16 protein-coding genes are annotated in these 14669 nt (G+C 65.6%); 1 reads left to right on the top strand and 15 read right to left on the bottom strand.

All coding sequences use genetic code 11. The features are described 5' to 3' along the window. Positions 1-4: 4 nt before the first annotated feature. Both AWC25_RS22570 and AWC25_RS22565 read right to left on the bottom strand, forming a co-directional pair. Positions 5-859, bottom strand: a complete 855-nt coding sequence (locus AWC25_RS22570; protein ID WP_085167715.1) for an ABC transporter permease — start codon at positions 857-859, stop codon at positions 5-7. Beyond that, entirely contained in the window at positions 856-1623 is a 768-nt protein-coding gene (locus AWC25_RS22565) for an MlaE family ABC transporter permease (RefSeq protein ID WP_069401138.1), read from the bottom strand. Before AWC25_RS22565 ends, AWC25_RS22570 begins: the two co-directional genes overlap by 4 nt. A gap of 688 nt (positions 1624-2311) precedes the next feature. Between AWC25_RS22565 and AWC25_RS22560 the strand changes: the two genes are divergently transcribed. Continuing rightward, a complete protein-coding gene (locus AWC25_RS22560; protein WP_085167713.1) occupies positions 2312-2653 on the top strand; it encodes a response regulator transcription factor in 342 nt (113 codons plus the stop codon). An 18-nt stretch (positions 2654-2671) separates the two neighbouring features. On the opposite strand, the gene AWC25_RS22555 is transcribed toward AWC25_RS22560, so the two are convergent. The 13 genes from AWC25_RS22555 to AWC25_RS22490 form a co-directional block, all read right to left on the bottom strand. Beyond that, positions 2672-3322, bottom strand: a complete 651-nt coding sequence (locus AWC25_RS22555) for a response regulator transcription factor (protein ID WP_069401137.1) — start codon at positions 3320-3322, stop codon at positions 2672-2674. Next, complete coding sequence (locus AWC25_RS22550) at positions 3319-4410, bottom strand: PAS domain-containing sensor histidine kinase (protein WP_244899582.1); 1092 nt, start codon at positions 4408-4410, stop codon at positions 3319-3321. Before AWC25_RS22550 ends, AWC25_RS22555 begins: the two co-directional genes overlap by 4 nt. Before the next feature lie 232 nt (positions 4411-4642). Further along, entirely contained in the window at positions 4643-5068 is a 426-nt protein-coding gene (locus AWC25_RS22545) for a nuclear transport factor 2 family protein (RefSeq protein ID WP_069401135.1), read from the bottom strand. Positions 5069-5323: 255 nt separating this feature from the next. Next, on the bottom strand, positions 5324-6292 hold the full coding sequence (locus AWC25_RS22540) for an aldo/keto reductase (protein ID WP_069401134.1): 969 nt from the start codon (positions 6290-6292) through the stop codon (positions 5324-5326). 330 nt (positions 6293-6622) lie between these two features. Then, the gene (gene dnaB, locus AWC25_RS22535; protein WP_085167711.1) at positions 6623-8992 is read right to left on the bottom strand and encodes a replicative DNA helicase; all 2370 of its coding nucleotides are present in this window, start codon (positions 8990-8992) and stop codon (positions 6623-6625) included. A 536-nt stretch (positions 8993-9528) separates the two neighbouring features. Then, the gene (rplI, locus tag AWC25_RS22525) at positions 9529-9987 is read right to left on the bottom strand and encodes a 50S ribosomal protein L9 (RefSeq protein WP_069401063.1); all 459 of its coding nucleotides are present in this window, start codon (positions 9985-9987) and stop codon (positions 9529-9531) included. A 32-nt stretch (positions 9988-10019) separates the two neighbouring features. Continuing rightward, positions 10020-10274 carry a 30S ribosomal protein S18 gene (gene rpsR / locus AWC25_RS22520; protein WP_085167709.1) on the bottom strand — a complete coding sequence of 85 codons (255 nt, stop codon included), beginning with the start codon at positions 10272-10274 and terminating at the stop codon, positions 10020-10022. Between the two features lie 53 nt (positions 10275-10327). Then, positions 10328-10840, bottom strand: coding sequence for a single-stranded DNA-binding protein (locus AWC25_RS22515; protein ID WP_085167707.1), 513 nt, complete (start codon positions 10838-10840; stop codon positions 10328-10330). A 114-nt stretch (positions 10841-10954) separates the two neighbouring features. Then, positions 10955-11245 carry a 30S ribosomal protein S6 gene (rpsF, locus tag AWC25_RS22510; protein WP_044509152.1) on the bottom strand — a complete coding sequence of 97 codons (291 nt, stop codon included), beginning with the start codon at positions 11243-11245 and terminating at the stop codon, positions 10955-10957. Positions 11246-11374: 129 nt separating this feature from the next. Next, positions 11375-11908: an HD domain-containing protein gene (locus AWC25_RS22505; protein ID WP_085167705.1), complete on the bottom strand. Its 534-nt coding sequence runs from the start codon at positions 11906-11908 to the stop codon at positions 11375-11377. Beyond that, positions 11905-12744, bottom strand: a complete 840-nt coding sequence (locus AWC25_RS22500; protein WP_069401059.1) for an inositol monophosphatase family protein — start codon at positions 12742-12744, stop codon at positions 11905-11907. Before AWC25_RS22500 ends, AWC25_RS22505 begins: the two co-directional genes overlap by 4 nt. Beyond that, complete coding sequence (locus AWC25_RS22495) at positions 12741-13934, bottom strand: alpha-D-ribose 1-methylphosphonate 5-triphosphate diphosphatase (protein WP_069401058.1); 1194 nt, start codon at positions 13932-13934, stop codon at positions 12741-12743. Before AWC25_RS22495 ends, AWC25_RS22500 begins: the two co-directional genes overlap by 4 nt. Continuing rightward, complete coding sequence (locus AWC25_RS22490) at positions 13931-14668, bottom strand: ATP-binding cassette domain-containing protein (RefSeq protein ID WP_085167703.1); 738 nt, start codon at positions 14666-14668, stop codon at positions 13931-13933. Before AWC25_RS22490 ends, AWC25_RS22495 begins: the two co-directional genes overlap by 4 nt. Position 14669 lies beyond the last annotated feature (1 nt).

The following is a 14669-nucleotide window of genomic DNA, read 5'->3' as shown; positions in this document are numbered from 1 at the left end:
CACGTTATCCCGACAGGTTGAAGTTGCCGGATTGGCCGTAGATGGCCAGGGAGACCAAGAGCACAGCCAGCGCCGAGGCCACTAGGGACGTACGCACAGCCCGCCCGACCGCCTCACCGACACCGGCGGGGCCGCCGGATGCCGTGAAGCCGTAATAGGTGTGGACCAGCATGATGACGATCGCCATCGTCACGGCCAACAAGAACGACCAGATGAGGTCGGTCGGGCTCAAGAAGGTGTTGAAGTAATGGTCGTAGACGCCGGTCGACTGACCGTAGACATAAGTGGTGCCAAATCGTGCCGCCAAGAAGGACATCAGCACGGCGACGCAGTAGAGCGGAATCACCACGATGATCCCGGAGATCACTCTCGTAGACGCCAGGTAGGCAACCGAACGTATGCCCATCACCTCCAAGGCATCGATTTCTTCATTGATGCGCATCGCGCCCAGCTGCGCTGTCGCGCCGGCGCCGATTGTCGCCGCCAGCCCGATCCCGGCGGTCAGTGGCGCGATCAGTCGCACGTTGAAGTAGGCCGATGCGAAGCCGGTGAGAGCTTCAGTCCCAACCTGGGAGAACTGGTTGTAGCCTTGGACCGCCACGAGTGCACCGGTCGTGAGCGTCAAGAAGCCGACAATGACGACGGTGCCGCCGATGACGGCCAAAGCGCCTGAACCCAAACCCATCTGGGCGATGAGACGGAGCAACTCGGTCTGGTAACGCCGAAATACATCACCGATGGAGATCAGCGTCTGCCCGTAGAACTGGGTCTGCTCGCCCAGCCGAACCCAGCCATCGGACCAACGGCGCAGCCTGCGGTGAACTCGCGCGAATTGTGCGCTAGCAACCCCTACGCTCATAGCGTGGCCTCTACCCCCACCGTGCTTGCCAGAATGTTGATCGCGAACAGCGCCACAAAGGTGAACACGACCGTCTCGTTCACCGCGTTGCCGACCCCGGCGGGTCCCCCACCGACCGAAATTCCCTTGTAGCAAGCGATCAACCCGGCCGCCAAGCCGAAGAGCCCAGCCTTGATCAGCGCAATCACGACGTCGGCTAGGTGAGTGATGATTGTCATCCCGCCCGCGAATGCACCCGGCGTCACGTGCTGGACGAACACAGAGAAGAAAAAGCCACCGATGATGCCCACCAGGATGACGACCGAGGACAGCAACACAGCAACGAATGTGGCGGCAAGAACCCGTGGCACTACCAATGCCTGGATTGGGTCGATGCCCATCACGCGCAACGCGTCCAACTCTTCTCGGATGGTGCGCGCACCCAAGTCCGCGCACATCGCCGTCGCACCGGCCCCCGCGATGACGAGCACGGTAACGATTGGGCCTAACTGCGTTACCGTGCCGTACGCAGCGCCGGTTCCGGAGTAGTCGGCGGCGCCGAACTCGATCAGCAGGATGTTGAAGGTAAATACCAACAACACCGTGAATGGCAGCGCCAACATCAGTGTGGGCAGCAGTGACACACGCGCGACGAACCAGGACTGCGTCAGGAACTCCCGCCAAGCGAACGGCTTCTGCGGTATCAGCACGAATGTGTCCAGAGCCATCGCGAAGAACCCACCGATTCCGCGGAACGGTCGGGCGACAACATGCGGAACAATCATTGCGTGCTTTCTTGTCGGACAAGCCTCAAGCTCCGGTGCGCAACCAGTTGCCAGCAACTGTGCAGGGTGCGTTTTGAAGCCTTAACCTAACTAGATTTGGTTTAACGTGGCCAATCTAACAGTTACAGGTTTGGATGCCAAGGTTTTGCCGAAACTCGATGCGACGGCTGGGCCTGAGCGCACCAAGAAGACGCGGCACTATGCGCGCGCAGCCATCATATTTCCATTTCAAAAGGCATTTTTTAGAACGATCATGGTCGATGTGCGCGTGTGCCGCACACTCACCACCGCGGCCAAGCCGTGGGCCCACGAGTGTTCTATTTCTTGCGGCGGTAGGCGCGCAGATGGCTTCTTGGACGCTCAATAACCTAACAGCCGGGCACGCAGCGTCGGCTTACCGATCGCACATTTCGTTGGTCCTGATCGTCACCGTCACCGTCTGCGTCTGCCGACCCCGGAGCCGCGCGCGCCGCGCCCCGTAGTCAATAGCAAGCTTCGTGACCGCCGCTCGCCTAAAAATGGTGTCGACAGGACTGATCTTTCTCGCCACGGTGCGCTCGTCTGTCAAGCTGGCACCACCACGGCGGCTCGTGGGGCTAACGCCACTCGGCCGGCGTAACGTCCGCCGCGATGATGGTGTGGGGCTAGCCCTATTCCCGGTGCGGACGCGCTGACCGAGCATGGTCAGATGGGCGCGACTGTCGTGATCATTGACGATGACGAGCGTTTCCGGGCACTGATCCGAAACCTGTTGAATCGTCGGGGATTCAGCGTCGTCGCGGCGACAGCGGACGGCACTTCCGGGGTGGCGGCCGTCGACCGGTACCACCCCGACTGCGCACTCATCGATGTCCACCTGCCAGATGCGGACGGCTACGAGCTCGCTGCCAGGCTGCGCCACCGCCACCCAGAGCTGGCGGTGCTCGTGGTCTCAACCGACACCGATGCTGCCGATGTACCCGGCGTGCGCTTCGTGGCCAAGGACCGCATAGCCGACGCTGACCTCGGTGCGCTGTTCACGGACCGATAACCGAATGGCAGGTGGGGGTTAGCTTTTCAGGTAGGCGAGGACCGCTAGCACTCGGCGGTGTTGAGTGGTGCCGGCGTGCTGGAGACCCAACTTGGCGAAGATGTTGGTGATGTGGCGCTCGACTGCGGCGACGGTGACGACGAGGTCCTCGGCGATCCCCGTGTTCGAGCGGCCCTGAGCCATCAGGGTCAGCACGTCGCGTTCCCGCGGGGTAAGCGACTCCAATTCAGTTCCGCGCCCGCGCCGACGCACCAGTCGTGTGATGACATCCGGGTCCAACACCGCTTCTCCCGCGGCGACCCTGCGCACCGCGTCGTTGACGACGTCCGTATCCGCGATCTTCTCTTTGAGGAGATAGCCGACGCCCTCGGGACGGTCACCTACCAGGCTCAGTGCGTAGTCGTCTTCGAGATATTGGGACAGCACGATCACGCCGATACCCGGGTAGGACTTACGGATGGCGACTGCTGCCTGCAGACCGTCCTCGGCGCGGTGAGGCGGCATCTCGATGTCGGCGATGACGACGTCGGGCCGAAGTGTGGCCACCTTCTCGAGCAGCTCGTCGGCGTCAGCCGCTGCTGCCACAACGCTCATGCCGCCGCGCTCGAGAATTCGGGTGACACCTTCGCGAATGATCGGATTATCGTCCGCGACAACGAGGTTGATCATGAGCCTGAGCTGATTCGACCGGTTCGACTATCGAGCGCATGGATGGCACCGCCCGGCTCCAACCGCCACGGAAGCACTACGTGGATCGTTGTGCCGCCGGCGCTAGGCGATTCGATCCGGAGGGTGCCGCCCAGGGCGCCGACACGGTCCGCCATGGCTACCAACCCGAAACCGGGGCTCCGGGTGGCGTTACCGACGCCGTCATCCGAGATGGTCAGGTGCAGTGACTCTGTGTCACCAGCAATATGGATCGACGCGGATGTCGCGCGAGCGTGTTTGACCACGTTAGTCAACGCTTCGGCGACGATGAAGTACGCGCTCACTTCGATTTGCGGTGCCGGTCGGTCGGCGATTTCGGCCGATACGCGGGTAACGACAGGGGTGCGTGCGGCGAGGGCCCGAATGGCTGGAACGAGCCCTCGGGTGGTCAGGATCGACGGGTGGATGCCCGCGGCGAGCTCGCGCAGATCGTTGATGGCCGCCTTCGCCTCCAGCACGGCCGTCTCCAACAGTTGCGCACCGACGTCTTCGGCGGGCGGTAAATACTCGCGCGTCAACTGAAGCTGAATGAGTAGATTGATCAATCGTTGCTGGGCGCCGTCATGCAGGTCTCGGGCGATCTGCTGACGCGCAACCGTGGTCGCCTCCAACATTCGGCGTTGGGCGGCAAGCGATTCCGCGGCGCGAATTTCCGCGGCGTCGCGGGCGCGGTTGGCTTCTTCGGCAGCATGTCGTTCCGTCAGGTCAGTGAAGGTGAAGACCGCACCTAATCGGCCGGCGATCTCGATAGGTGCGCACCGCCACGTCGTCGGGAACATCGACCCGTCGGCGCGGATGAACCATTCGTAGCAGCCGTGCGCCGGCTCTCCTTGGTGTGCGGCGGCCAACAGTGGACATTCGGTCGCCGGATAGGCCGTCCCGTCGGGACGGCTATGGTGCCACGTCTGGTGGCTGAGTCGACCCTGCATTTCGTGGGCGTCCTGGTATCCGAAGCCATGGGCCGCAGCGGGATTGGCGAACAGAACTCTGCCAGCGTCGTCGACCACGAATACCGGTTGAGGGGCGACAGCAAGGACGTGTTCGACCACCAGCGAGGATGGCTCACCGGAGCGCCAGGAGCAATTTTCGACAACCATGCCGGGATCCTTCTCTTAGGCGCGCCAGCCTACACTTCCCCGGCCAAACACGAGGGCGTGCGCCTCACTGCTCCGAGGTCAGTCGGTCGCCGCCGCGTCACTCGACGCATCCTGTATCGCGCACCGCCGCAGCCCGTTACAGAGTCCAAGGATATCGAGGTCCAAGGATATCGAGAGATGGCAGCTAGGTCGGGGTGGGATGCTGAAACGCCTGCCAGAGCCCGAAGGAGTCCTCGAGAAAGCTGTAGGAGTCGAGCTTGCCGTCACGGACGCTGCACACGGCGGCGAAGTCGCTGGTGAATTCGTTTCCGGTGTCGATGATTCGGTGACTGAAGTGCCCGATGACCACGACCTCGTGGCCGCTCTCGAAGATCCGGTGGATGCGGAAGCTGAGCGGCCGGAAATGCTTGGGGAACAGGGCGAGCCACTCTCGGACCTGCGCCTTGCCGCGGCGCGCGCCAGTGGTGGGGACGTCCGGTGCGCCTTGCACGTGCCAGCTGACGTCGTCGGTCAGGCACTGCAGCGTCTTGTCGACGTCGTGGCTGAAGAAGACGTCGAGATAGTGCTGGACGACCTGTCCGGCAGTGGGTCCCGACGGAGTGGTGGTCATACGGTTTCCTTATCGTCAGCGCAGCGTTGCGGGCTGGAAACGGTGATGTACTCCCCTGTCACCCAAGGGCTTTCGTCGCGGCGACGTAGACAGCGGCCGCGGTGATGTCGCTCGCGCACACCCAGTCGCCCCGACGGCGTTTCGGCGGTGACGGCCCGTTCTGAACCCGTCAGTGAGGAAGCCGCCGGCCTCGACGTCTTCGGTGTCGAAAACCGCCTCATGCGGGCGTCTTCTCGTCCCGTGCGTACCGCGCGGTCAGCGCACGCCGTGGTCGGCGTAGCGTCCACCGACCACGAGGTCGCTCAGCGGCTGCAGCTGGGCAAGCGCGTCCTCATCGAGGTCGATGTCCAGGGCGGCGACGTTCTGTTCGAGCCGATTGGCGTGCCGGGTGCCTGGGATCGGCACGACGGGAACCCCCAGTCGGGGGGCCTGGGCGTAGACCCAGGCCAGGGCGACCTGAGCGGGCAGCACACCGAGCCGCTCTGCCACGTGGCGCACGGTATCGGCGATCACCTGGTTTTGCTTGGCCGCATCACCGGTGAATCGGGGGTTGCGGGCGCGGAAGTCGGTGGGATCCAGCGCCGTGGCCTGGACCGCTCCAGTCAGAAAGCCCCGTCCCAAAGGTGAATACGGCACGAGGCCGACCCCGAGTTCGGCCATGACCGGGGTCACCTGCTCGACTTCGCGGGTCCACAGCGAGTATTCGCTTTGCACGGCGGCGATCGGATACACGGCGTGGGCGCGCTGCAGCAGCTCGGCGCTGACTTCGCTGAGGCCCAGGAATCGCACCTTACCTTCGGCGACCAGTTCACCCATGGCACCGACGGTGTCCTCGATCTCGGCGTTTTGCGGGGGCCGGTGCAGGTAGTACAAGTCGATGTGGTCGATTCCGAGGCGAAGCAGCGAGGACTCGCAGGACCGTTTCACATACGGCGGATCGCCGCGGTAGACCCGCCGGTCGTCACCGCTGCTGCGGTCGATCCCGAATTTGGTGGCGATTTGGACACTGTCGCGTCGACCGGCGACGCCGCGCCCCACCAACACCTCGTTGTGGCCGGAGCCGTATTGATCGGCGGTGTCAAACAGCGTTACGCCCAACTCGATGGCCCGATGGATGGTCGCGATGTTGGTGTCCCAGTCCGAGGCTCCGTAGTACTCGCTCATTCCCATGCAACCCAAGCCCTGCGCGGAGACGTCGAGTCCGCTGAGATCAGTTCGCTTCATGCCGGTTCCTCTCATGGAATGGGTTGAAGGGGAGAGCTTGAGGTCACCTGTGAACGGATGCGTGGGTTGCACGGTGATTCGAATCGGAGTTTCGCCGACGCATGCTCCTGGGCGACGGGGCCACGCAGCAGCCCGGTCCCACCAGTCGAGCCGCTTGCTGTGGATGGAATCCCCGTCGATCCACGGTGCAATCTTCTACCACCGCGCACGGCACCGGAATAGGGCTAACCCCACAACCACCAAGTGACATCGTCGGCCGGCACTCGGCGTTCCGCAACACCGCGTGGCGTGAATCCAGCCAGCCTGGATGACGAGCTACCGCCGCGGCCCTTACCGCGCCATGTTGGCGAAGCGCGACAGGTGCAGCTGGTGAGCGACGGTCACGGTCTTGGTCGGGCCATTGCGGTGCTTGGCCAAGATGAAGTCGGCCTCTCCCCCACGCGGGTCGTCGCGCTCGAAGGCGTCCGGCCGGTTCAACAGGATCACCATGTCCGCGTCCTGCTCCAGCGACCCCGACTCACGTAGATCGGACAGCATCGGCTTCTTGTCGGTCCGCTGTTCCGGACCGCGGTTCAGCTGGCTGATCGCCACCACCGGAACTTCGATCTCCTTGGCTAAAAGCTTGAGATGCCTTGAAAATTCGGACACCTCGACCTGCCGCGACTCGTGCTTTTTGCCCGAAGTCATCAGCTGCAGATAGTCGACCACGATCAACTTGAGATCGGCCTTCTGCTTGAGCCGGCGCGCCTTGGCGCGGATCTCCATCATGGTCAGGTTCGGTGAATCGTCGATGTACAGCGGCGCTTCGCTGATCTCGCTCATCCGCCGCGCCAGCCGAGTCCAGTCGTCGTCGGTCATGCGCCCCGACCGCATATCGGCCAGCTTGATCTTGGCCTCCGCCGACAGCAGCCGCATCACGATCTCGGACTTACTCATTTCCAGCGAGAAGATGACGCTGGCCATCCGGTGCTTGATTGAGCAGGACCGCATGAAATCCAGTCCGAGGGTCGAGTTGTGGGTCGGAATCATGGCGTTGCTCGCCAGATACAGGTGGCTGTCGTTGTCCACTTCGACGCACCGCACCGGCACGGTCGCGATCGGACGGACATCCACGATAAAGCGCGAGCCGGACCGCTCGGTGGTGTCGGTGGCCCGACGCTCCTTGTGCGCGAGAGCCTTTCGGTGCAATCCGAATACCGAGTCGTCGGTGCAGAAGGTCAGTGTGTGGACAATGCTCGACGACTGCGCGCGCCCGCGGCCGCGCGTGGTCGACGTTCGGCAGCGATAGCCAAGGCTGACGATCAGCTCAGCGACATCGCGGGCGAGCCGTTGGTCGGTGACGGCCAATTGGACGGCCCCGCCCCCCGTCACCGCTCCGTCGCTGTCGAGCAATCCGGCGAGCAGGGCGCGCCGCTGGGTTTGCGAGGCACGCAGATACTCAATCGGAACATGCTTGTTGTCAAGCACTCCGAGGGTGCGCAGCCGCGCCTGCAGCGTCCCCACGTCGACGCCTTCCGCCTCGATCCGCATCACGATTTCCGGGTCGGCCGTGGCGATTTGGGCTGCGGTGCTGGTGCCGCCGCCAAGCCAGGCGCCCAGAGTGTATGCGGGGACAGATAATTCGCGATCCGGAAGCTCCAGCGGGCGCGTGTTGACCACACTGTGGTGGCCCTTCGTGCCACGACGCAGACTTCCGGCGATCTCTGCCGTGGTCCGCACCGCCGCGAACGTGCGTGGGTGCTGAAAGCGGCGGTTGTCGAGCGCCCCTTGGGCGGCTTTCCGGGATGCGCGCGTTTCGGTCAACCACTGATGCGCTGCGTCGGCGACGATCACGGTCCCGTCGGAAAATTCCACTTCGTAGCACGGCCGCCCCAGCATCACCTCGGTGGCGGCCACCACCCGCGTGGGCTTGCCATCGGCGCCGAGCAACTCGTCACCGACCGCGACCTCGCCCATCGTCGTCCACCCGGTCGGGGTGGGCAACGGTGTATCCAACGCGAGCGCTTTGCCCACTCCAGGACGGGCCGCGACGATGATCATCTGCCCCGGATGCAAGCCGTTGGTGACCTCGTCGAGTTCGGTGAAACCGGTGGGCACACCCCGGGCGATCCCCCCGCTCGAGGCGATGGCGTCGATCTCGTCCATCGTCGGCTGCAGCAGGTCCTCCAGCGGAACGAAGTCCTCCGACGTGCGGCGCTCCGCGACGTCATAGATCTCGGCCTGCGCCCGGTCCACGATCTCGGCGACGTCGGCACCCTCGGCGCCGGCATAGCCGTACTGCACCACCCGGGTACCGGCCTCCACGAGGCGCCGCAGCAGCGCCTTCTCGGCCACGATCCCGGCATAGTAACCGGCGTTGGCGGCCGTCGGCACCGTCGAGATCAGCGTGTGCAGATACGGCGCGCCCCCGACCCGACGCAGCAGCCCGCGACGGTCCAATTCGGCGGCCACCGTGACCGCGTCGGCGGGTTCCCCCCGCCCGTACAGGTCCAGGATCGCGTCGTAGACGTTCTGGTGCGCCGGGCGGTAGAAGTCCCCGGGCCGCAACCTCTCCAAGACGTCGGCGATGGCGTCCTTGCTCAACAGCATCCCGCCCAGCACCGACTGCTCCGCGGCGAGATCTTGGGGCGGTTGACGGCTGAATTCCTCGTTGGGCGGTGAGGCGTCCATGCCGGGCGCCCGGTCATCCAAGACCGCCACGGGCTCGACCTCCCTCTGCAGCATGCATACGAACATACATTCGATAGACGACATTCGCAGCGTAGGTCAGGCCCTCGCACACCCCGAAGACAAGCACCCGTAAGCCTCGCGCCGGGAAGACCGTAAACGTTGCTGACCGGTGGGTGAAAGAGCCCTTGTTCATAAGGCTGTGCATCGCGTGTGCATATCCTTCGACACCCGTGTTGAGTGGGTTGTGGAGAACCTGTGGATCAAATCGCAGCGGTGCAACATCTCCGCAGATACGCGCAGTACACCACCGCACATTTGGTGTGGAGAACAATCTCCTCGGCGTGTCGTCGCAGGTTACTGCGCCGGGCGTGTTGGCTTTCAGCCAGATTTTCGCCACGTTACGGCGTGGTTAAGAAGCCTCGCCGACAACAGCGCCGAAAGAGTTCGCCAGCCCGGGGCCGGTTGAAGACATTTCGCGGGCGCCCGGGAAACAATTAACAGGCACGACAAATATCCGGCGGCCGCCGATTTACGGCAGCCGCCGGATGTCAGAAAAGGGCGCGGAGTTAGTTATCCGCGACGACGTTGAGGACGACCTCGACGTTGATTTCGGGGTGCAGGCGCACCTCGACCGGGTGGTTGCCCACAGCCTTGATGTGCGCCTTGGGCAACCGAATGATGCGCTTGTCGAGATTCGGGCCGCCCGCCTTCTTGATGGCCGCAGCGACATCGCCGGCGGTCACCGAACCGAACAGCTTCCCGGAATCGGCCGCCGTCTTCACCGGCAGCGAAACCGGGCCCAGCGCCTCGATCGCGGACTTGATCTCATTGGCGTGCCCCAGGTCGCGCACGGCCTTGCTCTCGCGGGCTCGACGAATGTCGTCGGCCTGCTTCTGAGCGCCGCGCGACGCGACGATCGCCAGGCCACGCGGCAGCAGGAAGTTACGGCCGTACCCGTCCTTGACCTCGACAGTCTCGCCGACGGTGCCGAGATGGTCGACGTCGGCCGTCAGAATCAGCTTCATCGTTTTCGTACTTTCGGTTTGGACGTCGGCGCTCAGCGGGCCGACGAAGTGAAGGGCAGCAGGGCCACCTCGCGGGCGTTCTTCACGGCAAGGGCGATGTCGCGCTGGTGCTGCACGCAGTTACCGGTGACCCGACGTGCCCGGATCTTGCCGCGCTCGCTGATGTAGGTGCGCAGCAGGGTGGTGTCCTTGTAATCGATCGTTTGAGCCTTTTTGGCGCAGAAGACGCATTTCCGCGTCTTGATCGGCTTTTCCGGAGCCGGGCGCCGTTTCGTGGACTTGGCCATGTGTTTCTTTCTTTCCGTTTGCTAATCGTCTTGTGTGATTTGCGGGTTCTGGGTCAGAACGGCGGTTCGTCGTCGCTGCCGGCGAACGAGCCCGACGCGGGGGCACTGCCCCACGGGTCGTCGGCCGGGGCGCCGCCGGACTGCGGGGGCGCCTGCCGGGAACCGCCGCCGCTGCCGAAACCGCCTCCGCCGCCGCCGCTGCGGCTCGCCTTGTTGACCTTGGCGGTGGCGTACCGAAGGGACGGCCCGATCTCGTCGACCTCGACCTCGACAACCGTGCGCTTCTCGCCCTCGCGGGTCTCGAACGAACGCTGCTTAAGCCGGCCGGTGACGATCACCCGGGATCCCCTGGTGAGGCTTTCCGCGACGTTCTCGGCCGCCTCACGCCAGATGTTGCATCGCAAGAACAATGCCTCGCCGTCTTTCCACTCTCCACTTTGGCGGTCGTACATCCGCGGGGTCGACGCCACGGTGAAATTCGCGACGGCGGCGCCCGACGGCGTGAACCGCAGTTCGGGGTCGGCGGTCAGGTTTCCAACAACGGTGATAGTGGTGTCACCAGCCACTGTGTCCTCCTGGTTCCGTCCTGGCTCTCGCCTGGAGACGGGAAACGGTCATAAGCATGTCCTCGCTGAGCCTACGCACAGGCGCCGACGACGGGGAGCGGCTCGCTACCAGATTTAGTGCTTGTCGGTGCGCATGACCTTGGTGCGCAACACCGACTCGTTGAGGCTGAGCTGGCGGTCGAGCTCGGACACGGTGGCCGGCTCCGCCTTGAGGTCGACGACCACGTAGATGCCTTCGGCGTGTTTGGCGATCTCGTAGGCCAACCGCCGCTTGCCCCAGATGTCTACCTTGTCGACGGTTCCGCCGTCTTTGCGCACGACGTTGAGGAACGTCTCCAGCGACGGAGCAACGGTGCGCTCGTCGAGTGTGGGGTCAAGAATGACCATGATTTCGTATGGACGCATGGAAACCTCACCACCTCCTCTGGTCTCAAGCGGCCACGGGCGTTCCGTGGCAGGAGGGTCGCCTGCGTCGGCAACCGGCCCAGGCTACAGCATCGTCGCTGAGCTGCGAAATCGCGCCTGTCGTGGGCTTCAGCGCCGGGCCAACCGGTCGTGCGCGTCGAGCAACCGGTCCACGCTGAGCTGTGGGCCGTGTGGGTCCTTGGCGTTGTCGTCCCAGCGTCGCACCATGACCGCCTCGGCCGCGCCGGGCTGAGCGCTGAAGCGGGCGGCCTCGGCCTTGCTCATGGGACCGCCCTGCCGTTGCAGCGAGGCGATCGAGGCGGGACTGAGGTGGTCGCGGTAGTCCTTGTCAGTGGCGACGAGGTACCGCTTGGCCGGCACGTGTTGGGCGATGACCCAGGCGGCACGCGCGCCGAAGTGCATGCGGGCGAACTCGGCGCCGGACAATTCGTGGGGCAGGTCCGGCCACTGCGCGGCGACCGGCTTCGCCCGGCCGATGTCGTGCAGCGTGGCCGCCAGCAACAGCTCGTCGTCCACCCCGAATTGTTGGGCCTGCCAACCGGTTTGCAGTGCGTGCGCCCGCTGGTCGACGACCTCGCCGCCGTATGGCAGACCGGCCAGGCCGTCGATCAGCGCGGCCAACGTTTCGCGGCTGAGGGTCACGGTGCCTCCTTACTGTGCTGGGCGTCGCGCAGCGTGCCGGCCAACTCTTCGGCCAGCTCGGCCGTCGCTGCCACTACTCCCGACCAGCGGCGGCTCAGGTCGTGGTCGATCTCGAACGGCCGGCCCTGCACGTCCAGTACGGCGCCACCCGCGGCGGGCAGCATCACCAGGGCGGCCGCCAGGTCCATGATGCGGTGGGTGTCGGAGCCGGCATCGGCGAACGCATCGGTGGAGCCCTCCGCGACCAGCGCCGCCTCGAGGCAGCTGGTCGACAGGATCCGCACCCGGGCCGCCCGTTTGGCCACGCGCCACCACGCGGCGTGGTCGTCACCATGCGGTCGCAGCAGGCTGACCGCCGCGCCGTCGAGCTCTCGGCGACCGCTGGTGCGGTACGGCACCGGCTCGCCCGCGACCGCATGCCAACACCTGCCGGTGTCGTACCAACACGTCAACGCCTCGGTCGCGCGGCCGTCGACGGCCACCACTCCGGCGAATGCCGACAACGGAACACCGGCCGCAGCGTTGGCGGTGCCGTCGACCGGGTCGACCACCAAGGTGAGGGCCGACCCGTTGTCGATCACGCCGATTTCCTCGCTGATCAGGTTGACCCGGTGCCGATTCACCACCTCCGCGACCGCGGTGTCGACAAGGATGTCCAGGCGCATCGTCGGGGTGCCGTCGGCGCCCATCTGGACTTTCTCGGCCAGGGCCGCGCGGTCGTAGCGGGCGCGGGCGGCACCGAAGGCCGCCGCGGCTGCCCGAGCCGCGTCGGCGAGCGCCGGGTGCGTGCCGGCCGGTAGCTGCGGCTCGGGCACCCGCCACTCGATGCGGGTCATCGACCGCTCACCAACACCGACCGCACCACCGGCCAGCGGCCGGCGGCCAGCAGCACCAGGTCCGCACGCAAGCCGGGCTGCAGCCGCCCGCGGTCGGTCAGCCCCGCGACCTCCGCCGGCCCGGACGTCACCAGCGCGATGGCCGCGGCCGGGCCGATGATGCCGTCGTTGACCAGCGTGAACGCCGCGGCTAGCAGGGTCGACGGCAGGTAGTCCGACGCCATCGCGGTCACCAGGCCACGGGCGACCAGCTCGCGCCCGGACGCGTTGCCGTTGTGCGACGTCCCGCGCAGCACATTCGGCGCGCCCATCACCACCGGCAGCCCACGGTCACGCGCCGCCCGCGCCGCCTCGGCCGTGGTCGGGAATTCGGCCACCGCGCCACCGCGGGTCACCAACTCGTCGACCTCGGCCGCCGAGGTCAGATCGTGCCCGAGCAACCGGATGCGGCCCGGCCGGGCCTGCTCGGTCAGCCACGCCATCGCCTCCTCGCGGATGCCGAGCCGGCCGCTGCGTTCGGCGATGAGGTTGTCGACGTGGCGGGCCGCTTGCTCGGCGCTCATGCCGCGCGAGCCCATCATGTAGCGCTCGTAATAGGCGCGTTCGGCGTACTGGCCCTGCCCGGGTGTGTGGTCTTCGTGTGAGACGAGCGGGATGCCTGCATGACCATCGAGCCGGTCTTGAAGGGCCGCAAGGCCTTCCGGGCTGCGGACATCGAGGCGGTACAGGATCCGGTGATCCACCAGGCCGTCCGGTCGGGCCTCGATGGTGTCGCAGAACAAGTTGGCGTCCTCGATGGTGCGCGGTGTGCCGCGGCCCATGCTCTGTTCGAACGCGGCGCCGTGGAACACCGTCGTCAGGCCGCTCGCCCGCAACTTGCCCTCGAAGGACAGCAGCGCGAACTCCATCGGCAGCTCCGCGCCCGGGCGCGGCAGCCGCTCCTTTTCCAGCCCGTCGCTGTGTGTGTCGACCAGACCCGGAATACACACCAGCCCTTGACCGTCCACGTCGGCGGACAGTCCCGGCGGATGCGCCTCGACGGCCGCGATGACGCCGTCGCGGATGGCCACCACCGCGTCGTCGATCACACCGTCGGGCAGCACGGCGCGGACGTGGCCGAGCACGTAGTCCGCCGGCGGGGCCGCCAGCGGCCAGTGCGCTACCGTGCGTTCGAAGATCTCGGTCGTCATGCCGCTCCCTCGAGGATTTCGGTGGGTGCACCGTCTTTGACGACGCGCCCGTCGCCCATCAGCACCACCCGAGATGCCAGACGCCGGATGGCGTCCAGATCGTGAAACACCGCAAGCACCGCGACATTTCGCGCCGTCAACGTCGCGATCAGTTCCAGCGCCGCTTCCCGGTTGGCCGGATCCAGTGCCGACACCGGCTCGTCGAGCAACAGCAGCCGCGGCGGGCGTACCGTTCCGGCCGCCAAGTTCACCCGCTGACGCTCCCCCCCGGAGAGCACCGAGCAGTCCACGTCCCACAACACCTCGTCGAGGTTGAGTCGTCGCAGGGCCTCGGCCGCCGCCTCGCGCGCCTCGGCGCGATCGATGCCGCGACGCCGGGCGGTGGCCGCCACGAAATCCAGTGGGCTGGTGCGCGGTGGGGCGTTCAGAAACTGTGACACATAACCGAATTCGCGTCCGCGCAGCCCGGCCATCGCCCGGTCCGACAAGTCGGTCAGCTCGATCTGCTCACCGGAGGCGGTATACAGCGTCACCGAGCCAGAGTCCGGTAGATAGGTGCGGTGGATGCAGCGCAGCAGCGAGGATTTGCCGGCCCCGCTCGGCCCGGCCAGCGCGACATGTTCGCCGGCCCGCACCGAGAGGTCGACGCCGTGCAGTGAATGCACGACCCGGCCGTCAATGGTGTGCAAGGTAAACGATTTACGCAACGCGCGCACGGTCAGCACCGGTAGCACG

This window comes from Mycobacterium sherrisii (genome assembly GCF_002102355.1).
GTDB lineage: Bacteria > Actinomycetota > Actinomycetes > Mycobacteriales > Mycobacteriaceae > Mycobacterium > Mycobacterium sherrisii.
Note: the sequence above shows the minus strand (reverse complement) of the source record. Positions and strands in the feature narration are given on the sequence as shown.

Coding starts and splice junctions, on each gene's coding strand:
- AWC25_RS22540 (WP_069401134.1), bottom strand. CDS start 6,292: ATGAAGCGAACTGATCTCAGCGGACTCGACGTCTCCGCGCAGGGCTTG.
- AWC25_RS22560 (WP_085167713.1), top strand. CDS start 2,312: ATGGGCGCGACTGTCGTGATCATTGACGATGACGAGCGTTTCCGGGCA.
- AWC25_RS22555 (WP_069401137.1), bottom strand. CDS start 3,322: ATGATCAACCTCGTTGTCGCGGACGATAATCCGATCATTCGCGAAGGT.
- AWC25_RS22570 (WP_085167715.1), bottom strand. CDS start 859: ATGAGCGTAGGGGTTGCTAGCGCACAATTCGCGCGAGTTCACCGCAGG.
- rpsR (WP_085167709.1), bottom strand. CDS start 10,274: ATGGCCAAGTCCACGAAACGGCGCCCGGCTCCGGAAAAGCCGATCAAG.
- rpsF (WP_044509152.1), bottom strand. CDS start 11,245: ATGCGTCCATACGAAATCATGGTCATTCTTGACCCCACACTCGACGAG.
- AWC25_RS22500 (WP_069401059.1), bottom strand. CDS start 12,744: ATGACCCGCATCGAGTGGCGGGTGCCCGAGCCGCAGCTACCGGCCGGC.
- rplI (WP_069401063.1), bottom strand. CDS start 9,987: ATGAAGCTGATTCTGACGGCCGACGTCGACCATCTCGGCACCGTCGGC.
- AWC25_RS22545 (WP_069401135.1), bottom strand. CDS start 5,068: ATGACCACCACTCCGTCGGGACCCACTGCCGGACAGGTCGTCCAGCAC.
- AWC25_RS22565 (WP_069401138.1), bottom strand. CDS start 1,623: ATGATTGTTCCGCATGTTGTCGCCCGACCGTTCCGCGGAATCGGTGGG.
- AWC25_RS22495 (WP_069401058.1), bottom strand. CDS start 13,934: ATGACGACCGAGATCTTCGAACGCACGGTAGCGCACTGGCCGCTGGCG.